General features: G+C 43.1%; 24 protein-coding genes. 17 read left to right on the top strand and 7 right to left on the bottom strand.

What is annotated here, in order from left to right; all coding sequences use genetic code 11:
* Window positions 1–7: 7 nt before the first annotated feature.
* Both NLX82_RS24465 and trhO read right to left on the bottom strand, forming a co-directional pair.
* Window positions 8–934, bottom strand: coding sequence for an AEC family transporter (locus tag NLX82_RS24465; RefSeq protein WP_069080113.1), 927 nt, complete (start codon window positions 932–934; stop codon window positions 8–10).
* A gap of 209 nt (window positions 935–1143) precedes the next feature.
* Window positions 1144–2037 carry an oxygen-dependent tRNA uridine(34) hydroxylase TrhO gene (trhO, locus tag NLX82_RS24460; RefSeq protein WP_053325371.1) on the bottom strand — a complete coding sequence of 298 codons (894 nt, stop codon included), beginning with the start codon at window positions 2035–2037 and terminating at the stop codon, window positions 1144–1146.
* A gap of 210 nt (window positions 2038–2247) precedes the next feature.
* On the opposite strand from trhO, the gene NLX82_RS24455 reads away from it, so the two are divergent.
* The 4 genes from NLX82_RS24455 (at window position 2248) to NLX82_RS24440 (ending at window position 7660) form a co-directional block, all read left to right on the top strand.
* A complete protein-coding gene (locus NLX82_RS24455; protein ID WP_028541376.1) occupies window positions 2248–3537 on the top strand; it encodes a glycoside hydrolase family 27 protein in 1290 nt (429 codons plus the stop codon).
* A gap of 225 nt (window positions 3538–3762) precedes the next feature.
* A complete protein-coding gene (locus tag NLX82_RS24450; protein WP_023988477.1) occupies window positions 3763–4806 on the top strand; it encodes a carbohydrate kinase family protein in 1044 nt (347 codons plus the stop codon).
* 97 nt (window positions 4807–4903) lie between these two features.
* Window positions 4904–5599 (top strand): P-loop NTPase family protein, encoded by a 696-nt coding sequence (locus tag NLX82_RS24445; protein ID WP_068938725.1) that lies wholly within the window; start codon window positions 4904–4906, stop codon window positions 5597–5599.
* A gap of 321 nt (window positions 5600–5920) precedes the next feature.
* Window positions 5921–7660, top strand: coding sequence for a proline--tRNA ligase (locus tag NLX82_RS24440; protein ID WP_053325373.1), 1740 nt, complete (start codon window positions 5921–5923; stop codon window positions 7658–7660).
* On the opposite strand, the gene NLX82_RS24435 is transcribed toward NLX82_RS24440, so the two are convergent.
* Window positions 7657–8421 (bottom strand): spermidine synthase, encoded by a 765-nt coding sequence (locus NLX82_RS24435; RefSeq protein ID WP_028541373.1) that lies wholly within the window; start codon window positions 8419–8421, stop codon window positions 7657–7659. The two genes, NLX82_RS24440 and NLX82_RS24435, sit on opposite strands and share 4 nt — an antisense overlap.
* A gap of 218 nt (window positions 8422–8639) precedes the next feature.
* Between NLX82_RS24435 and NLX82_RS24430 the strand changes: the two genes are divergently transcribed.
* Window positions 8640–9359 carry a YebC/PmpR family DNA-binding transcriptional regulator gene (locus NLX82_RS24430; protein ID WP_013310214.1) on the top strand — a complete coding sequence of 240 codons (720 nt, stop codon included), beginning with the start codon at window positions 8640–8642 and terminating at the stop codon, window positions 9357–9359.
* Window positions 9360–9451: 92 nt separating this feature from the next.
* Window positions 9452–9628 carry a hypothetical protein gene (locus NLX82_RS24425; protein WP_245240475.1) on the top strand — a complete coding sequence of 59 codons (177 nt, stop codon included), beginning with the start codon at window positions 9452–9454 and terminating at the stop codon, window positions 9626–9628.
* A gap of 64 nt (window positions 9629–9692) precedes the next feature.
* On the opposite strand, the gene NLX82_RS24420 is transcribed toward NLX82_RS24425, so the two are convergent.
* The 3 genes from NLX82_RS24420 to NLX82_RS24410 form a co-directional block, all read right to left on the bottom strand.
* On the bottom strand, window positions 9693–10883 hold the full coding sequence (locus NLX82_RS24420) for an oxalate decarboxylase family bicupin (RefSeq protein ID WP_053325374.1): 1191 nt from the start codon (window positions 10881–10883) through the stop codon (window positions 9693–9695).
* Between the two features lie 88 nt (window positions 10884–10971).
* Complete coding sequence (gene ybaK / locus NLX82_RS24415) at window positions 10972–11451, bottom strand: Cys-tRNA(Pro) deacylase (protein WP_023988482.1); 480 nt, start codon at window positions 11449–11451, stop codon at window positions 10972–10974.
* 17 nt (window positions 11452–11468) lie between these two features.
* Window positions 11469–11834, bottom strand: coding sequence for a ribosomal protein L7/L12 (locus tag NLX82_RS24410; protein WP_068938727.1), 366 nt, complete (start codon window positions 11832–11834; stop codon window positions 11469–11471).
* 283 nt (window positions 11835–12117) lie between these two features.
* On the opposite strand from NLX82_RS24410, the gene NLX82_RS24405 reads away from it, so the two are divergent.
* From NLX82_RS24405 to NLX82_RS24355, 11 genes are all read left to right on the top strand, one after another.
* The gene (locus NLX82_RS24405) at window positions 12118–13026 is read left to right on the top strand and encodes an ROK family protein (protein WP_025721092.1); all 909 of its coding nucleotides are present in this window, start codon (window positions 12118–12120) and stop codon (window positions 13024–13026) included.
* A 35-nt stretch (window positions 13027–13061) separates the two neighbouring features.
* On the top strand, window positions 13062–13670 hold the full coding sequence (locus NLX82_RS24400; RefSeq protein ID WP_013310225.1) for a DUF1349 domain-containing protein: 609 nt from the start codon (window positions 13062–13064) through the stop codon (window positions 13668–13670).
* 211 nt (window positions 13671–13881) lie between these two features.
* Entirely contained in the window at window positions 13882–15297 is a 1416-nt protein-coding gene (locus NLX82_RS24395) for a glycoside hydrolase family 1 protein (RefSeq protein ID WP_254349200.1), read from the top strand.
* A 305-nt stretch (window positions 15298–15602) separates the two neighbouring features.
* Window positions 15603–15983, top strand: a complete 381-nt coding sequence (locus NLX82_RS24390) for a VOC family protein (RefSeq protein ID WP_023988486.1) — start codon at window positions 15603–15605, stop codon at window positions 15981–15983.
* Between the two features lie 99 nt (window positions 15984–16082).
* A complete protein-coding gene (locus NLX82_RS24385) occupies window positions 16083–16670 on the top strand; it encodes a sugar O-acetyltransferase (RefSeq protein WP_254349199.1) in 588 nt (195 codons plus the stop codon).
* Window positions 16671–16823: 153 nt separating this feature from the next.
* Window positions 16824–17375: a phosphodiesterase gene (gene yfcE, locus NLX82_RS24380; RefSeq protein WP_023988488.1), complete on the top strand. Its 552-nt coding sequence runs from the start codon at window positions 16824–16826 to the stop codon at window positions 17373–17375.
* 118 nt (window positions 17376–17493) lie between these two features.
* The gene (locus NLX82_RS24375; protein ID WP_254349198.1) at window positions 17494–18525 is read left to right on the top strand and encodes an agmatine deiminase family protein; all 1032 of its coding nucleotides are present in this window, start codon (window positions 17494–17496) and stop codon (window positions 18523–18525) included.
* A 29-nt stretch (window positions 18526–18554) separates the two neighbouring features.
* Window positions 18555–19430 (top strand): N-carbamoylputrescine amidase, encoded by an 876-nt coding sequence (gene aguB, locus NLX82_RS24370; RefSeq protein ID WP_025721082.1) that lies wholly within the window; start codon window positions 18555–18557, stop codon window positions 19428–19430.
* Window positions 19431–19563: 133 nt separating this feature from the next.
* The gene (locus NLX82_RS24365) at window positions 19564–20094 is read left to right on the top strand and encodes a hypothetical protein (protein WP_254349197.1); all 531 of its coding nucleotides are present in this window, start codon (window positions 19564–19566) and stop codon (window positions 20092–20094) included.
* Between the two features lie 280 nt (window positions 20095–20374).
* Entirely contained in the window at window positions 20375–22396 is a 2022-nt protein-coding gene (locus NLX82_RS24360; RefSeq protein ID WP_254349196.1) for an NAD(P)/FAD-dependent oxidoreductase, read from the top strand.
* A 190-nt stretch (window positions 22397–22586) separates the two neighbouring features.
* Window positions 22587–23219: an aminoglycoside phosphotransferase family protein gene (locus tag NLX82_RS24355; RefSeq protein ID WP_254349195.1), complete on the top strand. Its 633-nt coding sequence runs from the start codon at window positions 22587–22589 to the stop codon at window positions 23217–23219.
* Here the strand turns inward: NLX82_RS24355 and NLX82_RS24350 are convergent.
* A complete protein-coding gene (locus NLX82_RS24350) occupies window positions 23216–24427 on the bottom strand; it encodes a site-specific integrase (RefSeq protein ID WP_254349194.1) in 1212 nt (403 codons plus the stop codon). The two genes, NLX82_RS24355 and NLX82_RS24350, sit on opposite strands and share 4 nt — an antisense overlap.
* Window positions 24428–24436 lie beyond the last annotated feature (9 nt).

Genomic DNA, 24436 nt, shown 5'->3' with positions numbered 1-24436 from the left:
TTGCTCGCTAACCTGCTACCAACATAATCAGAATAGGCAAAATCAGGAATGAGGCAAGCGTGCTCCACAGGATGCAGGTGGAAACCAGTTTTGGCGATGCATTAAATTTTTCTGCTAAAATGACAGCATTCACAGCAACCGGCATCGAGGCCAAAATGAAGAGAACGGAGAACAAAAGGCCTGAAATTCCCAGTATCAGCATAGCAAGACAAGCCGCAAGCGGCGAGAGTAGAAGCCGAATTGTTAGTCCGGCATAGCTGGCTTTTTTAATAGACGACTCCAGCTTGAATATTTTTACATAAGCCATCTGGGTACCAAGGATCGCAAGCACGACCGGAGAATAGGCGGCAGCAATCATCGAGACGCCTGACTGAATCCCTAAGGGAAGATGCCAGTCCAGCAACCGCAGTCCCATGGCAAGTAGAGCTGCATAGATCGCAGGAAGTGAAAACACCGACTTAACAGCACTTTGAACAGAAAATTCAGAGCGGGCTGCAAAGTAAACGCCAATGGTATTGACCATAATCATCTGGATGACGACATACACGGAGGCTTTATCCAGACCGAGCTGCCCAAAGGCAAGTAAAATAAGGGGCAGGCCATAATTTGCACTATTGGTCAGCGTAGAGATTAAGGTAAGTCCAGCCGTTTCCGGAGTGCTCAGTCTAAAGATTTTCCCCGCTAATTGTGCAATTCCCCACAACAGCAGCAGGTTCAGTATTGAAAAAGCGGCAGTCTGCGCCACATCATGCCAGGAAAGCTGTGCTTTGAGTAGCGTGTCCAGAATCATTGCGGGGCTTAAAAAATATAAATACAAAGTCGAGAGCGGTTTCGTTTCCAGCTTCATGAATTTGCCGAGTAAAAATCCGGCGATCACCGGAATGGACAGCGGAACGATAACGGATAATAGAGTTGAAAGTACGATTTGAATCATGAATTCCACCCATCCTTTCTGTAATGACATTTTCCATTATAAGACGCTACTTTCGAGCCCGTCCAAGATGAAAATACAATCAAGGTCATAGGTACATACTATGAAGCTTTCGACACTTATTGTGAAAACAACAAAAGGGATGCCCACAGCCATGTTGAACGGCTAATAGGGCATCCCTCTTGTTATAATGAACCAATGATGCTACTAATTTATGCAGTAGCCACGGTTTCCGCTTTGATTCGGCAATCGTCAGAGCAATAGTGCTGATGCTGTTCTTCGCAATCCGGACATACGATATGCTGGAGATTGCACACCGGGCAATTGATATAATGATCGCTCGGCGTTTCACAATGGAAGCACTTGCCGACAATGACGTCCTCATCCGTATGATTGATCGGAATCGAGATTCGTTCGTCAAATACGTAGCATTTACCGTCAAACAAACGTCCTTGTACTTCCGGGTCCTTGCTGTAAGTCACAATGCCACCATCCAACTGGCCTACATCGTTAAATCCTTCTTTGATCAAAAGACCGGACAACTTTTCGCAACGGATACCTCCGGTGCAGTACGTCAGGATTTTCTTGTCTTTGAACTGAGTCATATTGTCGCGAATCCATTGTGGAAATTCACGGAACGATTCGACTTCGGGGCGAATAGCCCCGCGGAAATGACCGATGTCATATTCATAGTCATTACGTCCGTCCAGAACAACTACATCTTCATCTTGAAGCTGTTCATAAAACTCCTTTGGTGACAGACGCTTACCGCTAATTTCATTAGGGTCCAGCTCATCTTCATGACGCAGCGTAACAAGCTCCTGACGATGGCGTACAAATATTTTCTTGAACGCATGACCGTCAGACTCATCTATTTTAATAACGATATCGTGGAATTTCGGATTGGCGTGCAAATCACGCATATATTGCTCCGTTTGCTCTACTGTACCAGACAGTGTTCCGTTGATTCCTTCCGCAGCAATCAAGATTCTTCCCTTGACGCCCAGCTCCTTGCAGTAAGCCAGATGCTCTGCCGTAAAGGTGGCAGGATCTTCAATGTTGACATATTTGTAAAACAACAAAATTCGATAAGCATGTTCACACACGTAAAATCACCCTCTGATTCAAGTCAAAGTTTTTTAACAAGCAATTTTAAATGTACCACATTCTTTAAGTTAGTCAACTTAAATGTATAAAAAGTGGAAATGGAAAAGATGACGAGCGACAAAAGTAAGGGTTTACATTATAATAGTAACGTAGTCATGAGGAGATTTTTAGTAGCAGGATGAGTTCTACTGGATGAAAGGATGAATGAAATGAAACATCATTTGACAGCGCATACACCACCTATGGGGTGGAATAGCTGGGATTGCTACGGTGCAGCAGTACGGGAAGAGGAAGTACGGGGAAATGCTCAATATATGGCGGAGCACCTGAAGGAATATGGTTGGGAATATGTCGTGGTAGATATTCAGTGGTATGAGTCAGGAGCAGTATCTTCACAGTATCGCCCGTTTGTCCCATTGGAAATGGATTCATTTTCACGTCTTATTCCAGCGGTGAATCGTTTTCCTTCGGCAGCAGATGGACGAGGCTTCCAAGCTCTTGCGGAATATGTACACGGACTGGGATTGAAATTTGGTATACATATTATGAGAGGCATCTCCCGTCAGGCGGTGCACCAGGATACCCCGATTTTGGGAACCACAGCCACGGCGAGACAAATTGCGCATCCCAACTCTATTTGTCCTTGGAACACAGATATGTATGGGGTAGATGCATCCAAGGAGGGCGCACAGGAGTACTATAATTCATTGTTTGACCTGTATGCGGAATGGGGTGTGGATTTTGTCAAAGTAGATGACATTGCTGCATCACGTCTCTATGGTATTCATTTGGCGGAAATTGAATTGATTAGGCGAGCTATCGCCCAATGCGGACGTCCGATGGTGTTGAGTCTATCGCCTGGTCCGGCACCACTGGAGCATGCATCCGATTTAATCGCAAACGCGAATATGTGGCGTATGACGGATGACTTCTGGGATGTATGGCCTTTACTGTATGGTATGTTTGAGCGCTGCGAAAAATGGGCGGAACATGTAGGTCCAGGTCACTGGCCGGATTGCGACATGCTACCACTGGGTCATCTGGGTATTCGTTCGGTAGATTCGGTAGATTCCGGCAGCCATGACCGATGGACACGCTTTACGAAGGATGAGCAGCTAACGATGATGACCTTGTGGAGCATTTTCCGATCTCCACTGATGTTCGGGGGGGAACTGCGGGATAATGATGCATGGACCCTTTCCTTGCTAACTAATGAAGAAGTGTTAAATGCTCATCACAACGGTTTGAATGCGCGGCAGGTGTATAGAAAGGATGAACATATCGTTTGGACTTCACATAACGAGGAAGGTCATGTATATGTAGCTTTGTTTAATGCTGGAGATGAAGCTTCAAAGGTGCGTGTATCCTTAAAAGACCTTGGTATTGAAGGGCAGGCAAATGCCAGAGATTTATGGAACCATATAGATTTAGGTGTTTTAGCACAAGAACTGTCCGCAGATTTACCTCCTCACGGAGCAGCGCTATTTATTTTGAAATAATGTAAGGAAGAACTATGCGCAGTTCCAACCCAAGCACCTTATCGTAAAAGTGGAAGGCATCTTTACGATAGGGTGTTTTTTTGCATGTGTAACTTTAGGATATTTTAACGAACTCGACATTATTCTTGGGAATATGACATTTGGAACGTGTTAATTTTATATAGTGCCTATTTCTGTACAAATTTAAATCATTCTAACGAATAGACTCGAGAAAGGAGTCAAATGATGAAATTAAAAAAAATCCACAAAAATGAACAGGACGAGCCTTGGCCCTCTAGCAAACCAATATTATGTATCGGGGGGGCCAATCTGGATCGTAAAATCATGATTAAAGGTACATTTCAGCTTCATACCTCCAATCCGAGCAGTACAAGGCTGCAATCTTGCGGTGGGGTAGCACGAAATGTAGCCGAAAATTTAGGGAGGTTGAGTCAGCGGGTCAGCCTGCTAACTGCGGTTGGGGACGATGCGGAAGGTGAATTTATTATCGAACAATCCAGCCGTTACATGCACGTGGTTCCTCTACAAGTCAAAGGTGAACCGTCAACTGGGGTTTATACTGCCTTGCTGAACGAGCGTGGTGAACTGATTGTAGCGACAGCAGAAATGGAGATTTATGATCAGATTCGTCCTTCAGTAATTTTTGAAAATGCTCCTTTAATCGCTTCGTCCCGACTGGTTCTGCTGGACACTAATTTCTCTATGAACGTAATTGCGGCCACCATACATGTCTGCCATGAGCATCGGGTTCCGATTGTCGTTTCTTCGGTATCAGCCTCCAAGATGAGAAAGCTTCCCCGAAATTTGCATGGGGTGGAATGGCTGGTATGTAAACCGGTGGAGGCTGAAGCCTATTTGGGGCTAGAACTTACAGATGATCAGCATATGTTGGATGCCACCCGGATTTTTCACAAACTTGGGGTTCAAAATGTCATTTTTATCTGCGGTGCTGATCGTGTTTTGTACGCCTCTCAGGATGGAACTCATGGACAAATTCCTATGCATCCTGTTCAAGAGGTCATTGATGTCACAGGCGCAGATGATGCTTTTATTGCCGGGATGATTTATGGTATTACCCAAGGTTATCCTATGGAGCAAGTGTGCCAATTTGGAATTAGCTGTGTCGACTTGACCCTGCAAACGGATCGGACGGTTTCAGAGACCCTTTCTATGAATAAACTCCATTCTAGGTTTCAGGAGCTGTATGGCACACATTCGCAAAATTTTGTGTTTTTCAAGGGCGTGTATTTTAAAAAGAAAGATACATAAGTAATCAAGAGAACTCTACCCTACAACAGCGTGTATTTGGAGCTTCACGTACGTAATGGCCTCAATTATTGAATTTGTAAAAGGAGCATGTTGTCTGATGGACAGTGTGAAATACGTAATTGTTTTTCTGCCACTGTGCCTCCTTTATTTGCTTTTAAAGGGAGGTTCTTTGGTAGTAGGTTTACTCTATCGATTGATCTATTCCATGCGGCCCTTACATGCAGGACAGGATAACGAGTTTCGTGCTGTGCAGCACGCTAAACGTATTATCGTGATCGGCTCGCCGGGAAGCGGTAAGACTTTTTTGGCCAAACGTCTTTCCATGTGGACTCATTTGCCGTATATCTCTTTGGATGATTTGTATTGGGGCCCGGAGTGGAAGCGGAGCACTGACAAACAATTTCTCAAACAGCTGGGTGAAGTGCTCCAAAGGGAAGAGTGGATCATCGAAGGGAATTATCATGAGCGTTATTTTACCGAGCGACTCCAGCGCGCCGATACGATCATTGTAATGGATGTTAGTACGCTTGAAGCAATAACAGGCGTTATCACACGTTCGCTCAACCGTTTTCTGTTTTCCAAGGAGCTACCTAAAGGAGTGAAGGAGGAAGCAGTTCGTATTTGGGATATTTCGCCTCGCTTTGTCCGTTTTGTTCTGGGTTTTCGCAGGCGTATTCGTCCTAAAATCTGGCCGCTCATTATGCAATATGGTAACCAACGGAATTTGATTATCTTGAAATCTAAATATCGTTCATGTCCCTGGACAGCTCCAGATAGACGATCATCTCCTTGACTAGAACTTACGTTTCGTGTAAAGTGGTGAAAATTGTAATATATAGGAATAGTGTAGACCAAGGATCAAAGGTTCAATACCCGCTGTACAGAGAAGAAACTCATGGGCTGAAAGGTTTCTCGCCGCGAATGAACGTTTCCCTGCCTTGCGAGCTGTAGCGGTTTGTAAGATAAACCGTTACCGGCTAGACGCCGTTATCTGATGAAGGACCGTTCCGTGTATGGTTACGGTCAAATTAAGGGTGGTACCACGACACATTCGTCCCTGACGGATGTGTCTTTTTGCGTACATTTTATCGTCCATATAAGGAGGTAGCTACACATGCGCCAAAGCCAATTATTACTGACAACCTTGCGTGAAGCACCCGCAGAGGCCGAAGTGATCAGTCATCAGCTTATGCTGCGGGGAGGATTTATCCGTCAACTGGCGGCTGGAATGTACACCTACATGCCACTGGGCAGACGGGTGCTCAGAAAAGTAGAGCAAATCGTACGGGATGAAATGGATCGCGTAGGGGCTGGGGAACTGCTGATGCCTGTATTGCAGCCAACGGAGCTGTGGCAAGAATCAGGGAGATACGATGTTTACGGTCCTGAGCTGATGCGTTTGCAAGATCGGCATGATCGGGAGTTTGCTTTGGGGCCTACACATGAAGAGGTCATTACGTCTTTAATACGAAATGAAGTGAATTCTTATCGCAAATTGCCTGTAACCCTGTATCAAATTCAAACCAAATTTCGGGATGAACGACGTCCTCGATTTGGCCTGCTTCGCAGCAGAGAATTCTTAATGAAGGATGCCTATTCGTTTGATGCACATTGGGAAGGATTAGATCATACCTATTGGACCATGTTCCAGGCATATCATCGCATTTTCACCCGCTGTGGTCTGAATTTTCGTGCTGTAGAAGCAGATGCGGGTGCCATTGGTGGCGAAGGTGAAACCCATGAATTTATGGCTTTAGCTGATATTGGAGAGGACACAATTGTAGCATGTACCTGCTGTGAATATGCAGCTAATCTTGAAAAAGCCGTGGCGCGGTCGACGGGGGAAATAGAAATAGCCCCAGTCTCAGATGAAAATGAACATGTCAGCCATCCTTCTTTCGATATAGCTAAAATGGAAAAATTCCATACTCCAGGTCTGCGTACAATAGATCAACTGGTTGAATCGCTTCACATAGAACCTGAAGAAATCATAAAAACACTGATTTATATGGCTGACGATCAACCTGTTGCTGTAGTTGTCAGGGGTGATCATGAGGTCAACGAAGTGAAAGTTAAACATATTTTAGGTAGTGAAAAATTCGAAATAGCAAGTGCAGACACTGTGTCAAAGGCGACTGGAACCCCCTCGGGGTTCATAGGCCCATGCGGATTGACGATCCCTATGTGGGTAGATTACGCCGTTGTCCAAATGTCCAGCGGTATCGCAGGCGCCAACGAGCTGGATTATCATTATCGACATGTGAATCCAGTGCGCGATATAGATCTTCGGCATGTGGCTGACTTGCGGAATGCCATAGAAGGGGATAGATGTCCTCGATGTGACGAAGGGGAATTGAAACTTCATCGTGGGATTGAGATCGGACACGTATTTAAACTAGGCACCAAATATAGTGAGAAGCTGGGTGCGACTTTTCTGGATGCTTCCGGAACTGAGCAAGCGATGATTATGGGCTGCTATGGCATTGGCGTATCCCGGATCCTTTCCGCCATTGTAGAGCAAAATCACGATCAGAACGGAATGATATGGCCTTATGCGCTGGCCCCATTTCAAGTTCATATTATTCCGATTTCTGTGAAAGACAGGCTTCAGATGCAAATAGCCGAGAAATTATACAACCAGCTGCAGGATCGTGGCGTGGAGGTGCTGCTGGATGATCGGGAGGAACGGCCCGGGGTTAAATTCAAAGACTCCGATTTAGTAGGTATTCCCGTGCGCATCGTCGTTGGTAAAGATGCCGAACACGGGAAAGTAGAGTTAGTGGAACGAAAAAGCTGCAACAAAGAGACGATTCATATCGAAGATGTAGAGAGACGAATATTGGAACTACACTAAGCATCTGTATCCCGTAGAATATGACCTTCTCCAAGTGTAATCTCATGAAAGTCCGCCATCTGACGTGCCTGAAACCGGATGGGCTTGTCCCGACCAATCATAATGATATTTTGAATGTCGGCAGCGCCTTCCGAGGGGAGCGAGAAAGTTGTGACATAGGCGAATTCTTCACGCAACGTTGTGTGAATGGCATTGATCAGGTGGTCGTGTTCACTTTTGCCCATTAAATTCATGATCAGGGAGCCTTCGGAATCCAGCTTTTCTTTGGTCATCTTGAAAAATTCCCAGGATATTAAATGCAAGGGTGTACCCTGCTCCGTGAAGGCGTCCAAAATAATATAGTCATAAGCATCCGGCGCTTCCTTCTCCAGAATGCGTCGTCCATCGCCAACAGTCACATTATCCTGATCGTATCCAAAGAATGTTCGGCTGAACTCTACGACTTGTGCATCCAGCTCGGCAATCTTAAAGCGTTTATCTGTAAAATGACCCGCTATTGTACCTATACCGTGCCCAATAACAAATACATCTTCAAATGACGGATCGTTCAGCTCCATGAGATGGATGATTGCTCTCGGATATTCGAACACAATGCGTTGCGGATGATTCAAGTCCACCGCGCCTTGGACGGCTGTATTTGAAAACTGCATTACTCGAAATAATCCCTTTTCACCATACAGCTCAGTGGTTTCGTATACTGTGATTTCATGATTATGGCTCAACTTTTTGTACAAGACATCCAAGTGAATGATCTCCTTCAAGTCAGACTTCCTCCTCATCTTAGAGATTGATAGGGGGATTGTCCATAGATGAGGAGAATTGAAAGTTCACATTTCCAAGCATCCCTAATTAGGTAGAATTGTTTATTTTTCCATAACGGAGTTGTTTGAACTTGTTCGTATGTCCTTTAGGAGATATAATATACAAGGATATAATGAAGTTCGTTGTGTATATTCATACAGGAAGAGAGCGGGATATTATGGGACGTAAGTGGAATAACATTAAAGAAAAGAAGGCATCCAAGGATGCTAATACGAGTCGTATATATGCTAAATTTGGCGTGGAAATTTATGTGGCAGCCAAACAGGGCGAACCTGATCCTGAATCCAATCGGGTATTAAGAGTCGTTTTAGAACGTGCAAAAACGTACAATGTACCCAAAGCAATCATTGACCGTGCTATTGAAAAAGCAAAAGGTGCTGGCGATGAAAACTACGTAGAGCTTCGTTATGAAGGTTTTGGACCGAACGGTTCCATGGTCATTGTAGATGCACTGACCAATAACGTTAACCGTACAGCATCAGATGTGCGTTCTGCTTTTACTAAAAATGGCGGTAGCTTAGGCGTGAGTGGATCTGTAGCCTACATGTTTGATTCAACAGCAGTTATTGGTCTGGTGGGTAAAACCGCAGATGAAGTGCTGGAGCTGCTGATGGAGGCAGATGTAGAGGTACGTGACATCATTGAAGAAGATGAAGCCGTCATCGTATATGCAGAACCTGATCAATTCCATGCTGTGCAGGAAGCTTTCAAACAAGCAGGAGTGACTGAGTTTACCGTTGCGGAGCTCACCATGCTTGCCCAAAATGATATTTCTCTTCCAGAAGATGCACAGGTTCAATTCGATAAATTGATTGATGCATTAGAAGATTTGGAGGATGTTCAGCAGGTTTACCACAATGTAGACTCTGAGGAATAGTCTTTGTTAATTAGTTTATAAAACACCGTATTCCGATACGGTGTTTTTTTTGTATAGTCATCACCGGACCTCAGTCGCTAATCTTTGGCGGAGTGCCTGAGATTATCGGGAAAGTAACAGGCCAACCGATTCAGCATATCTCGTTGTCTGATGAAGAGTTGGAAGTGGGAATGGTTCACGCTGGAATGCCTGAAGAGTATGCAGATATGTTGGCGGGATTGGATAGAAGGATACGTGAAAATGGAAGTAATAATGAAGGGGGCAATTGAATCAACCCGTCATATTCAAAAAGAAGGTTCACTGATCTAGTGGCGAGCGTGATACCGTTCCCGGTTATTTCTTTTTAGGGTCATAAGAATAACCAGGATATTTGACGACGGGCCATTTTACCTTTCGTAAGTTAGAGATCACATCAGTACCTACATGTAAATTACTCTGAACCAGTTCTGTTGGCGTGAGAGCCATCCATTGATTCAAGGAAACATCTGCAAAACGGTCACTTTTAAACATTTCAAGAAACCATAGTGAGCTAGAGCCAGTATTTTGAATATAATGACCGTAAGCAAAAGGCACATATCCGACATCTCCGGCTCTAAAATCAAATGTGCGGGCCGCGCCATTACCACCAAAGACAGTCATCCGTCCTTGCCCTGTCAGATAGTATTGCCATTCGTCATTATTGGGGTGCCAGTGCATTTCTCGCATGGCTCCGGGCTCAATCTCAACAAGGGCGGCTGCGATGGTTTTGGAAATCGGAAAATTGGAGGAGTCAACGATTCGTACGCTTCCGCCCGGCGTTTTGATTGGGGGCTGGGCTAGTAATTCATGCTTGAAGGATTGGGGCAATGTCCCGTAAGGAGAGGGAACCGCTTGGCTTTGGATTGAACCGGGAACGGAATCCTGATAGATGTATACTTGATCTTGAGGAATCGCTGCAAAATCAGCTTCTGGTACACCAAAATTTGCAGAAAGTACGTCTTTGGGAGTATGTGCGAACCAATCCGAGATGGATAGGGTGTTCAGATCGGAGAAACTGCCATCATCAAAAACCAGCAAAAATTCGCACCCATCCTCAAGCCCCTGTATAGAGTGCGGAATGCCAGGAGGAAAATACCAGAGATCCCCGGGACCCACATCAGCAATAAAATTACGTCCATTTTGGTCAACTGCCGTAATGCGAGCACTTCCCAACAGCATATATGACCATTCCGCCTGCTGATGCCAGTGAAGCTCACGTACACCACCCGGTGTTAAACTCATATTCACCCCGGCAAGGGTTGTAGCAATAGGTAATTCCCTTACTGTTACTTCTCTTGACCACCCACCATGATTAAGCTGCATATGAGCATCAGAAAAAGAAAATCTCATATTCGGAATGAGACCATTGTCCGTTACGGGGGGAACCAGCATATCAGGATTCTGTAGATCCCTCATCACATCACGTGGACCCTTGTCGATACCCCCAGCACCATCACTTCTGATGGGTTGGGGGATTCTTGCATTTTTCGGGCAATCATTATGCATCATTAGATCTTCCTCTCCAGGTTGAAGCTTGATGAAGTATGGGATAAGAGAAAATACGCATAAAGATTTTATGATCATGTGGTGAGTTTTATGCTGTATGCGTCAGATCTGTAAACTGTGCCTGAATGATTAGAGCTAAATCGTGTGGACTCAACTCCAGTTGGGTCCCAATTTTCCCACCGCTCACAACGATGGCTTCCAGTTCCAATGCAGGCTGGTCGATAAAAGTGGGGTAGAGCTTTTTCATTCCTATGGGGGAGCAGCCACCGCGAATATATCCCGTATATTTTTGCAAATCCTTAACTGGAAGCATTTCAATTTTTTTCTCTCCCGCGGATTTGGCTGCTTTTTTGAGATCAAGCTCTTTATGTACAGGAATCACAAAAACAAACAGATTTTGTTTGCCATGTGCAACCAAAGTTTTGAAAACCATTTCCGGGGCTCTCTCGATTTTCTCAGCCACATTCATCCCGTCTATTTTTCCGTCTTGATGATCATAACTCAAAATATTGTATTGTATATGTTGCCCGTCCAATATGCGCATGGCGTTTGTTTTGCTGGCACTCATCTTATTTCTTCCTTTCTTTAGAGTTTTTCCAAGTGATCCACATAATCCTTTGCATCCTTAAGGGAAAGATCCTTAGCGGTTCTCAGCTCTTTTATGGCTTGAATCTTTTTACCTTCCCTAATTAGCAGGAGCAACCTTTCATTGATATCTTCTGAAGCTCCTGCATCTAGAATATGTGGAGGAGTGGCAGCGATGGTACCTGACAGCGATGCGCCTTGTATTCCTGAACGATTTTCAAGACGCTCCACGTCGGATTTCAAGTCATTAAGCCGAGATTGAAGGCTGTAGACCTTAATTAAAAGTATGACGGAGAGGAGCAACGCGATTATTGCTATATACTCAATAGCTGACAACAGAATCCCCCCAATTTCACTTAGTTTCATCGCAAAGATGCCGCACTAAAAATTTGATTCTTATTTCTAGTATAGCATGATGATCGAAGAGAAGAGGAAAATGTGTACAAATTGACTTTTTGCAGGCAGAGCGTTATATTACAACTTATTATAAACCTTTTAATAAATACTGGAAAAGGAGTGTATTCAAATACAACCAGTCTCCAATAATACCATTCGGGTTAAACAAATTAATGTAGAGTTAGTTAAAAACACACTGAAATCCAAGGAATATGCAACCAAGTCATCCATAGCCAGTATCACAGGTCTTAGTGTGGCAACTTGCGGAAATATTCTGAATGAGCTTCTTCAAACCGGGGAAGTATTAGAGACGGAATTGGAAGAGTCGAATGGCGGACGTCCGGCTAGACGTTACAAATATAACGCTGACTATTCTTATATTATCTGTTTAAATGTGAAAACGGAAGGCGGTATACATTCTCTTACTTATGCTGTTGCCAATTTGCTTGGTGATATCATCATCGAGAATACTTCCAATGTGCCTCATATTGATTATGAGGTCATAGAAACCCAAATTGGAGAGCTGATTAATAACTATGGAAACGTCAAAGCCATTGGGATTGGCATCCCCGGGGTTGTTCATCAAGGGATTATCGATGTTTGTGATCTCGACCTGCTCATAGGAGTCCCTGTAGGTCCACGGCTTCAAGATAAATACGGATTAGAAGTTACCATTGAAAATGATATGCATTTGACAGTCTACGGATTTTATAACATGCAGAATTATGATGAGGATAAAACCTTTGCTATTGTTACGTTTCCCAAAGACAATTTCCCCGGCGCGGGTTTTATTGTCGATGGACATTTGTTAAAAGGAAATACCAAATTTGCTGGGGAGGTTTCCTTCTTACCCTTTGATTTAACAAGAGAGGAACAGCTTAAACAGTTAAATAGCACAGAGGGATTTGTTCCTTTGGCGATCAAAACGATAACTTCCATTATTGCGATTATAGATCCTGTATCTATCGCTTTGACTGGAGAGTTATCCAAGCCGACTCTGTTGGACGATATTTATAACGGCTGTCTAAAAGATGTACCCAAAGAACATATGCCCGAGATTTTTGTGAAAAACGATACACATGATGAATACATGCGTGGGTTGATTTCGGTGACCCTTGAAAGTCTGACGTACAATTTGCAATTGGTGGAGAAAAGGAAATAGGGCATCGTTCAATAAAGAATGAGAGGATGAGATTAATGACTCAAAAATCGATTGCATGGACTACAGGGACATGGACTAATCACCCTGTATCATCCATAGAAGAAGATCAGTTCCTTAAAGTTGAAACCAGAGAAGGAAGCGACTACTGGGAAAAAACTTTGTATGGATTTGAACGCAGTAGCGGACATTCCCTGCTTACAGACTGGGAAGAAGGCTCTGCCATCGAAGTCACGTTTCAATTAGGCTCATTTACGGAGCTCTACGATCAGGCAGGTATAATGCTGTATCAAGGACAGCAAAAGTGGATTAAAGCCGGAATCGAATTAAATGATGGAATTCCTCAACTGGCAGTCGTAGTCACGGATGGCTATTCCGATTGGTCATTAGCTCCTGTACCTGATTGGGTAGGGAAAAATGTGACGATTCGTGCTTCACAGCTACAGGATGCAGTTATCATTAGAGCCCGAACCGAAAATCAAAGCTGGCGCACCGTACGTGTAGCACGTTTTCCTTATGAAACGGGACAACAGGCGGGTCCTTTTGCCTGCGCGCCGACTCGAGCCGGCTTTCAGGTTATCTTTACTCGCTGGGTAAGCACTGAACCAGATAGAGATATTCATGTAGATCCGCCATTTGAAGAATAGCCATTTTACTCAATAATAGAAGAGTTATAAATATGGGAGTAATTATTGGAGATAATACAATTATAAGCTCTGGAAGTTTTTAAAATAATACTTGACATGAAACGCGTTACAAACCTTAAGATTCAATTAGAAGTACTTTATAACACATTAGCATAGAGGTAACGTATTTCTATCCTAGTTAATGAAAAACATCAGCAAAGGCGGAGAAAATATGAGTACACAGTTTCCAAAAGATTTCCTGTGGGGCGGAGCAGTTGCTGCTAATCAGCTCGAAGGCGCTTATCAAGAAGATGGAAAAGGCTGGTCCATTCAGGATGTAACTCCTCGTGGTGGCTGGGGGCCCGTTACGGATGTACCAACAGAAGATAACATGAAATTGATCGGTATTGATTTTTATCATCATTATAAAGAAGATATCAAACTTTTTGCGGAAATGGGCTTCAAAGTATTCCGTACTTCTATCGCATGGTCACGTATTTTCCCTAAAGGTGACGAACTGGAGCCTAACGAAAAAGGCTTGCAATTTTACGATGATTTGTTTGATGAACTTCACAAATATGGAATTGAGCCACTCGTTACATTATCTCACTATGAAACACCTTTACATTTGTCCAGAGAATACGATGGTTGGGTAAACCGTAAGCTTGTTGATTTTTATGAGCGCTATGCTACAACTGTATTTAATCGCTACAAAGATAAAGTTAAATACTGGTTGACTTTCAATGAAATCAACTCCATTCTTGAAGCACCATTCATGAGTGGAGGAATTAGCACACCAAAAGATCAACTTAGTGAGCAAGATCTTTATCAAGCTATTCACCATGAGCTTGTAGCGAGTGCAAGAGCAGTAAAAATCGGTCATCAGATCAACCCTGATTTCAAAATTGGCTGTATGGTGCTGAGCATGCCTACTTATCCGCTGACACCTAATCCGGACGATGTGATTGCTGCGATGGAATTTGATCACAGAAACATGGCATTTGCCGATATTCACGCAAGAGGTCAATACCCTGGTTACATGAAACGATTCTTTAAAGAAAACGGAATTTCTATTCACTTCGAACCAGGTGATGCCGAAGATTTGAAGCATACCGTTGATTTTATCTCGTTCAGCTATTATATGAGTACTTGTGAGACAGCTGACGAAGCTAAAAAAGTCAAAGGTGAAGGTAACATCCTTGGTGGTGTCAGCAATCCGCATCTTGAGGCAAGTGAGTGGGGCTGGCAAATTGATCCGCAAGGTCTGCGTTATGTACTGAATACGTTCTATGATCGCTTCCAAAAACCACTGTTCATCGTTGAAAATGGCCTGGGCGCCGTTGATGAACTAATCACGAATGAAAAAGGCGAAAAAACGGTTGAGGATGACTACCGAATCAACTACCTGAATGATCATTTGGTTCAGGTTGGAGAAGCTATTGAGGACGGAGTAGAGGTTTTGGGCTATACGTCTTGGGGATGTATTGACCTTGTCAGCGCTTCGACCGCTCAGCTTAAAAAACGTTATGGCTACATTTACGTAGACCGTCATGATGATGGCAGCGGTACACTTGAAAGATTTCCGAAGAAATCGTTCCATTGGTACAAAGAAGTTATTGCTACGAACGGTGAAAGCTTGAAACGTTAATTTATAAATAAACCAGTGATTAAGTATTAAATTTACAATGAAGGCTTATAGATAGCGATCGCTTCTTCTCTTTTATGAAGCGGTCGCTAATTTTTTAGGGGTATTAGCAACCGGGTTACAAGCTGAGGACGAAAGAGCTTTCATGAATGATTCGTAAGCGTTATTTATTGGTAATTGATGATAAATAGATTGGACAAAAATTAATTACTGAGATATATTGAGACTTATTAAAACGTTAATAATAACGATGTTAAAAATTGAGTCCAGTATAAATTAATGATGAGGGCTGCAGAAGGAGGAAAATAATGAAGATTGAGCATGTAGCGATCTGGGTGAGAGACTTAGAAAAGATGAAAAGCTTTTACGAGCAATATTTTGATGGAAAATCTAACGATAAATATTATAACGCTACAAAAGGATTTGAGTCCTATTTTATCACCTTTGAGGATGGAGCAAGGTTAGAGGTAATGCGTAAAACGGGAGTAGATCATTCACCACAGATAAATATTACGGGCTGGGCTCATGTGGCATTTTCCGTTGGAAGTAAAGCACGGGTGAATGAAAAGACAGAGCAGCTCATGCATGCAGGGTATGAAGTTGTGGGTCAGCCAAGATTGACAGGTGACGGCTATTATGAAAGCGTAATTAAAGATCCAGAAGGTAATTTGGTGGAAATTTCAATGTGAGTAGCTTTCCAGTTCTGAAGAGTGAGCATGTGGAATCCTACAATGAAGCTTTAAAAGAAATCTGAATTCTGTATCTAAATAAGCAAAGCGAGGATGGACATGACAGAAAAAGAAAGATCACAACTAGGACTCCTATACAATGCTAATTATGATGAAGAGTTAATTGAAGAACGTTTACACGCTAAAGTTCTCTGCCACGAATATAATCAGCTCCATCCTAGAAATATCGAAGAACGAGAAACACTCATCAAAACTTTACTTGGGAAAACAACTGATAGATTCTTGATTGAGCAACCTTTCGTATGTGACTATGGCTATAACATTGAAATCGGTGAAAATTTCTATAGTAACCATAATCTAGTTATGCTTGATGGGGCAAAAATCGTTTTTGGTGATCATGTGTTCGTTGCTCCTAACTGCGGCTTTTATACTGCGGGTCATGCTCTTGATGTAGAACAACGTAATGAGGGATTGGAGATTGCATTTCCAATTACAGTCGGCAATAATGTGTGGATCGGTGGTAATGTCAGCGTTCTGCCTGGTGTTACTATAGGCGATAACTCCATTATCGGTGCAGGAAGTGTTATTACCAAAGATATCCCTTCTGGTGTGATTGCTGCTGGAAACCCTTGCACGGTAATCCGTAAAATCACCGAAGATGATAAGACCAAGTATAAAAGGAACTAACAATAAACTACAGCTCACTCGGAGCTGTAGTTTATTTTCTTAAAAGAGTATTATCAAACGAGAGAAAATTTTTGCACAGATTTGTTCAGGGAATAATGCAATAATGTACTTAAGTGGAATGTTTTTAGCCTATTCAGAAAGGAAAGAACAATCATGAAATTGATGTTTATTTCAGATATTCACGGCTCGCTGCACTGGTTGCAATTGGCACTGGAAAAGTTCAGGGAGGAGAAAGCCGATCGTCTTGTCTTGCTCGGAGATTATATGTACCACGGACCACGTAATCCGTTACCAGAAGGGTATAATCCGGCAGAAGTGGCCGCTCTGCTGAATAAGTACAAGTCCCACATTGCGGTTTCTGTGCGCGGGAATTGCGATGCAGAGGTGGATCAGATGCTACTTGAGTTTCCTATGATGGGTGATTATGCTTGGCTGTACCATGAAGGACGGAGAATCTATGTCACGCACGGACATGGCTTTAGTATCGGAAATTTACCACCACTGGAAGCGGGAGATGTGTTCATCCAGGGACATACTCATATTCCGGTAGCGGATGTGGAAAATGGGGTCTTTATACTGAACCCCGGTTCGATCTCGCTGCCAAAAGATAACTATCCATCCTCTTACGGTGTGCTGGAGGGAGCACATTTCACTGTGAAGGATTTTGATGGGAATACGGTGAAAGCAATCACGTTTTCAAAGTAATTTACCCAAATGTGATTGTAAATTATTAAAACTTTTCCGCTTCGATTGAGACAAAGATCATATTATTGTATGATAGGAGCGGAGTCTACATTATGAAAAAGAAAGAGAGCTTCAATACATGCAAATTAAGGATTCACATTATAAGATGCCGCCTGAATGGGCGCCACATGAACGCACGTATATTTCTTGGCCTGTAAAATCTTCAATGGTTTACCCGAATATGCATGCTGATGTATGCAAGGGCTATGCCGGAATTGTACGCGCCATGGCGGAATTTGAACCAGTTACTGTGGTCGTAAATCCGGATGATCTGGAGAGCGTTAAGGCGCTTGAACTTGGGGAACGTGTAGAACTGCTGCCGATTGAACACAGCGATGCGTGGCTGCGTGACAATGGCCCTACTTTTCTCACAGACGAGCGTGGTCAGCTGGCAGGTGTAAACTGGAAGTTTAACGCCTGGGGTGGTAAATACGCTCCATGGGACCTGGATGACCAGGTTGCGCCGCAAATTTTGGACAAACTTGGAGTTCCACGGTTTGATGCACCGCTTGTGATGGAAGGCGGCTCACTGCACGTAGATGGCGAAGGCACACTGATTACAACCGAAGAGTGTTTGCTCAATTCCAACCGAAATCCGGAATTAAGCAGAGAAGAAATTGAACGGTATGTATGTGAGTATACAGGTGTAGAGAAAATAATTTGGCTAAAACGTGGTCTTAGTGGCGACGAAACAGATGGCCATGTGGACAATATTGCTTGCTTTGCAGCTCCTGGCAAGGTCATTATGCAAGTATGTGATGATCCTGAGGATGAAAATTACGAAATCACGCAGGAAAATCTGCGTATTCTGGAACAAGCAACGGATGCCCAAGGCCGTAAGCTGGAAGTGATTCGGATCGGTCAGCCGCCGCGTGTGGATTATGAAGACAGCCGATTGACACTGAGCTATATTAACTTCTACTTTGTGAATGGCGGTATCATTTTGCCAGTGTTTGGCGGCACTGCCGCTGAGAGCGATCTTGCAGCTGAGCAAGTGCTGGCAAATGTATTTCCAGATCGCATCATTCGGACTGTAGACGGTATGGCGGTCATCCGTGAAGGCGGTAACGTACACTGTACGACCCAGCAGATGCCTGCTTTAAAGCGTTGAACGATACAACATCTAAAAGGAGGACTAAAGTGAGAAAAGTAAAAGTGGCAGCGACTCAAATGAGCTGCTCTACCAATATCGAAGAAAATATAAGCAAAGCAGAGAAGCTAGTACGTGAAGCGGCTGCGCAGGGCGCACAAATTATTTTGCTGCAGGAGTTGTTCGAGACTCCATATTTCTGTCAGAAGGAAAAGTCTGATTATTATTCATATGCAACTGAGCTGGAGCACAACAAGGCGGTTAACCATTTTAAGAAGATCGCCAAAGAATTACAGGTTGTGCTGCCAATCAGTTTTTATGAAAAGAAAAACTACGCGCGCTACAACAGTCTTGCTGTAATTGACGCAGACGGTGAAGTGTTGGGTAAATACCGCAAAAGTCATATCCCAGACGGTCCTGGGTATGAGGAAAAGTTTTATTTTAATCCGGGCGATACCGGTTTTAAAGTATGGAATACACGTTATGCCAAAATTGGGGTAGGCGTGTGCTGGGATCAATGGTACCCTGAGGCGGCCCGCTGTATGGCGCTTATGGGCGCAGAACTTTTGTTCTATCCGACAGCTATTGGCTCGGAACCGCAGGATTCTGCCATTGATTCCAAAGATCACTGGCAGACTTGCATGCTGGGTCATGCTGCTTCCAATCTGATCCCAGTCATTGCTTCCAATCGGATCGGAACTGAAACAGACGAGGACTCCAGTATTACATTCTACGGTTCATCCTTTATTGCCGGGCATCAAGGTAACAAGATCGCAGAAGCGGGTCGTACTGATGAGGAAGTGCTTACTGCTGAATTTGACCTGGATGAGCTGGAAGTAGGACGGATTGAATGGGGCATTTTCCGTGACCGTCGTCCTGAACTGTACAATATGATTGCCACCTATGATGGTGATTTAAAAGTATAATCTAGACAAGTCTCCCTTGACGTCAAGCTGAGGTGTTTCCTTTCATTGGACTCTCACCCGGCTTTTCGGGCAGGGGATTTTTGGTTTCTGAATGGAATACTTCTAGTGATGGATAGGAGGAAGGAAAATAGAAATGAGGCGTAAGGGTATAGACCAATCGCTCGCACAGTTCACAACTTCGACAGAAGAAGATCCAGAGTGGGAATACTCGCATGAAAGAGATATGGCTATTCTGGGATTGTGGGACAAATACACATTATCTGCTCAGCGTTTATGTGAACGAATGGCTATCGAAACCCACCAAATCAGACCTTCTGAGTATGATCCGTTCCCAACTCAGTTTGAATGGCTGAAACAGGAAGAAACAGACTTGATTATTGATGGAATATGGTCAGCTGATTTGCATGGTGATCATTGTCTGTTTATGAATAATGGGGAGCATCACCCAGAACGGCATACATCTATTGAGGCTTATATTTACGATACCCAGGTGATCGACGAAGGATTTTTTCTTAAATATCTGAACACCTCTCCTAAAGCCAACGCCTACGTACCTTTATTCAGAAAAAATGGATATGCCGCAATGTGTGGGCTGCTGGACAAATATGTTAGGGAAGGGATTTTGGAGCGTGTACCCAACGGTTTCAAAAGAACGGATCGGTAGATGGTCCGGAATATAAGCATGATTTTTCACACTAAAGGAACATTTCTCATAGGATTGTTCCTTTTTTATGTCTAAATCCAGTTAATCTATAGACTAAAACTATGATTTGATACATAAAATAGCATTAGAATTTATGGATTAGATGATATAAAATCAAGTCATAAGGAATGATCGTACTCAATAACATCTCGATATTCCCGAAAGTGAAAAAAATCACATATGAGAATGCTTTAATGGAAGCTTGAACATGAAATTTGTAAACTCGCAAGGAGGAAGAACAATGAACCACTATCCTGCTATCTTTGAACCTCTAACCATACGACGCATGACCTTGAAAAATCGGATTGTTATGCCCCCGATGGGAACTAACTTTGCTGCCATGGACGGAAGCTTTGTTCAGGATCATATTGACTATTACGTGCAACGGGCCAAAGGTGGTACCGGCTTGATAACAGTAGAAAATGTTTGTCTGGATTTCCCGATGGGTACAAACGGAACAACCCAGTTGCGTATGGATAACGACCAGTTTATTCCCGGACTGTTTAGATTAACAGAAGCCCTGCACTCTTATGGAGCCTGTGTTTCTGTACAAATTAACCATGCGGGTGCTTCGGCTTATGCGGGACGACTGAACGGAGTTCAGCCTGTATCTTCTTCGAATATTCCTTCTAAAAAGGGCGGAGCTATTCCAAGACCTCTGCAAAAAGAAGAAATTTACGCCATTGTGCGCAAATACGGAGAAGCAGCGGGAAGAGCGCAACGAGCAGGATTTGACTGTGTTGAAATTCATGCGGGACACTCCTACTTGCTGAGTCAGTTTCTTTCACCGATGTATAATAAACGCACGGATGAATTTGGCGGAAGCGCAGAAAACCGTACTCGTTTTGCCAGATTAGTCATTGATGAAATTCGTTCAGTGGTCGGCCCATTTTTCCCTATTTGCTTACGTTTTAGCGCGGAAGAGTTCACAGAAGGTGGGAACACACTGGAAGATACACTCGAGTTATTGGAGTATCTTAATGATGAGGTAGATATTCTGAACGTTTCTGCTGCTCTGAATGATTCCATCCAGTTCCAGATTGACGGGATGAACCTGCCGGATGGTTGGCGCTCATATATGGCTAAAGCGGTAAAAGAAAAATTCGGGAAAGTCACAATGACCTCAGGTAATATTCGGAGCCCACAGGCTGCGCAGGATATTTTGGAGAGAGGTGACGCTGATCTGCTGGCTATGGGTAGAGGGTTGATTGCAGAACCGAACTGGGTGCTTAAAGTGCAAAACGGCTACGAACATTTGCTTAGAAAATGTATCTCTTGCAACATTGGTTGTGCCGATCATCGTATCTCCAAAAGTAAACCGATTTGCTGTACGGTAAATCCGGATCTGTTCAAGGAAGCTGAATACCGGAAACAACGTGTTAAAAACAATGTTCAGGTTGTTGTGATCGGTGGGGGTACCGCTGGGATGGAAGCAGCATGTACGGCAGCCGAAGTAGGCTGCAAAGTAACCCTCTTTGAGGAGAAACCAGAGTTGGGTGGCTTGGCTCGTGATATTGCCCGCTTGCCGGACAAAACACGCATCAATGATTTCCCTGATTATCTGATTCAACGCACCAAACAGTTAACCAATCTGAACATTGTAACAGGGACCCGAGCCGATTTGGCGATGATTAGTGCCCTGAATCCTGATATTATTGTCAATGCGACGGGGGCCACACCACTTCTTCCGCCAATTGCAGGTTTGCATGAACAACTGGGCAAACCGGGCACAAAAGTGTTCTCCATCTTTGATCTTTTGCACAACATGGAGAAATTCCAGGAGTTTGAAGGTAAACGCATTGCTGTAGTTGGTGGCGGAGCTGTGGGACTGGATGTCGTCGAATATTACGCAGAGCGTGGAGCAGAAGAGGTTTCCATCATTGAGATGATGCCGCTACTGGGTAAAGACCTGGATATGATTACTCGCATTTCCATGATGAAAATGGTAGAGGAGCAGGAAGTGAACGTCCATACGGAAACAGCTTTGACAGAAGTGTGTAGCGACCGCTTCAAAGTAAAGCATGGAGAACAGGAGTTTGAGATTCCTTTTGACCTTGGATTCGTATGCTTGGGTATGCGTTCGTACAGTCCGCTGATGGACAGCTTGCTCGAATATGGTAAAGAACATCAAGTAGAAGTTATTAATATCGGGGATAGTAAACAAGCCCGTCGTATTATTGATGGCACACGTGAAGGTCGCAATATTTTGAAAACCATTCAACGGGTAGAGGAATTTAAACATGAGTTTTCTTATTCTTACTAATTTGACAATACAAGTGATGGGTGTTCACGATGGCAACCCAGTGAATATTGAGGTTGAAGAGACGACTTGTCTTTTCAGCCTTTTTTATTTGAGTTTTTCCTGGAAGAAGATTGATTCCTCTGTCATTTCAAAGGTAAACTATGGAAAGCAAATATAGTAAGTAAGGCTATCTTAACGTGGGGGGATGAGCGTGAATCGACTCTTTAGTGAAATGCCGGGTGCCAGCATGTGGAGCAGCGTGGAAGAGATTCATAAAGGCTGGTCTAGTGACAAAAAATATTATATTCAAACCACTGACGGTAGGGAATTGCTGCTAAGAATGGCGAATATGGTTCATTATGATAAAAAGAAACGCGAGTTTGAAGCTGTAACAAAGCTGGATCACGTGGAGAATCTGTTCATGTCCCGGCCGCTTGAATTTGGGATTTGTCATGATGGTCAATCTGTGTATTCTCTGTTCACCTGGATCGAAGGGAAAGATGCTGAAGAGATTATCCCCACGTTAACCGCAGCACAACAGTATCAACTCGGAGTTCAGGCAGGAGATGCACTAAAAAAAATGCATGAGATTCATGCGGAGCAAGATCGAGTCCCATGGGCTGAACATTATAATGCCAAAATCAACAGATATATTACAAACTATAAGTCATGCGGTATTCCCCTAAAGGGAGCAGATCAAGCCATAAGCTTTATTGAGAAAAACCGCCATCTATTAGAAAATCGTCCCCAGACTTTTCAGCATGGGGATTATCATGTAGGCAACATGATAATCCTTTCTTCAAATTACCTCATAAATCCTTATGTATCAAGGAGTTTATCTTAAACTTCATTTTTCTGGTCACGCTTCTGGTCACGGAATTCTTCATCAATTTCTACTAGTTCAGTTTCATTGTTTTTGTTCAACAAATTGCTTAGACCTGCTGCTGCATCTGATTGTATACTCTTTAATAAATGTGAATAAGTATCCAGTGTTAAAACTACGCTACTATGACCTAATCTCTCTGATACGACTTTTGGGTGGATACCGATTGACAGCATAAGCGAAGCAGAAGTATGTCTTAGATCGTGGAATCTAATATATGGCAACCCCAATTTTCCAATCTTTTTTTTCATTATTTTGAAGAGATTGGTGGACAATATTGGATTACCAATATCTGTACAACACACTAAATCATTATCTATATACATATCTCCAGCCAATTCTTTTTCTAATTTTATTTTTTCATGTTGCTTCTTTAGTACCTCAACTACATCATCTGATATATCAAGCAAACGGACACCTGAAGAAGTTTTTGCGCCTTGTTTGATTCTCTTACCGTCACGTTCTAGCGTCTGAGTAACCATAATACATTTATTTTTGTAATCAACGTTCCTCCAAGGGAGTCCGAGTATTTCCCCTTTCCTCATTCCTGTGTGTATTGCCAGATAGAAAACGATGTAATGTCTGCTATCTTTTAAAGAGTCTAAAAAGCTTTGGATTTGCTCAACTGTCCATATTGACAACTTTCTTTTTATTCTTTTAGGTCTGTCAATTTTATTAGTTGGATTTACTTTAATCGACTCGCCTTTAACTGCATAATTTAAGGAGTATACTACGATGTCGAAAATTCGCTGGACATAAGATTCTGCAAACTCTTTATTCTTTTTTGTTTTCTTTTGCCTAATATAACTTACAAATTTTTTAATATCATTGGAATTCACCTCGCCTAAAGCTTTATCTTTAAAGAAAGGAGAGATATGATTGATGATTGTAGACCGATATGACTCTGCTGTTAATCTAGATATATGTTTGTTTTGTTCTTTCTCCACTATCCATACATCTAGCATATAATCAATAAACTTTATCTTGCTGGGTTCTATATACTCACCCTTATTTGCCTGATTCAATACTTCAGTCATAGCGGCATACGCATCTTTCTGCCTTTTGAATCCTCGTTTCTTTTTCTGCTTTCTAATTCCATCCTTTCCAACGTCCACAACAAAATAATATAGTCCTGTTTTTTCATCAAGTTTGACTGAACCTTTTGCCATAAGCAACCT

The sequence above is a fragment of the Paenibacillus sp. A3M_27_13 genome, from assembly GCF_024213315.1.
In the GTDB taxonomy this organism is placed as follows: Bacteria; Bacillota; Bacilli; order Paenibacillales; family Paenibacillaceae; genus Paenibacillus; species Paenibacillus polymyxa_B.
The sequence above is the reverse complement of the archived record's forward strand: the minus strand, read 5'-3'. Positions and strand labels throughout refer to the sequence as shown.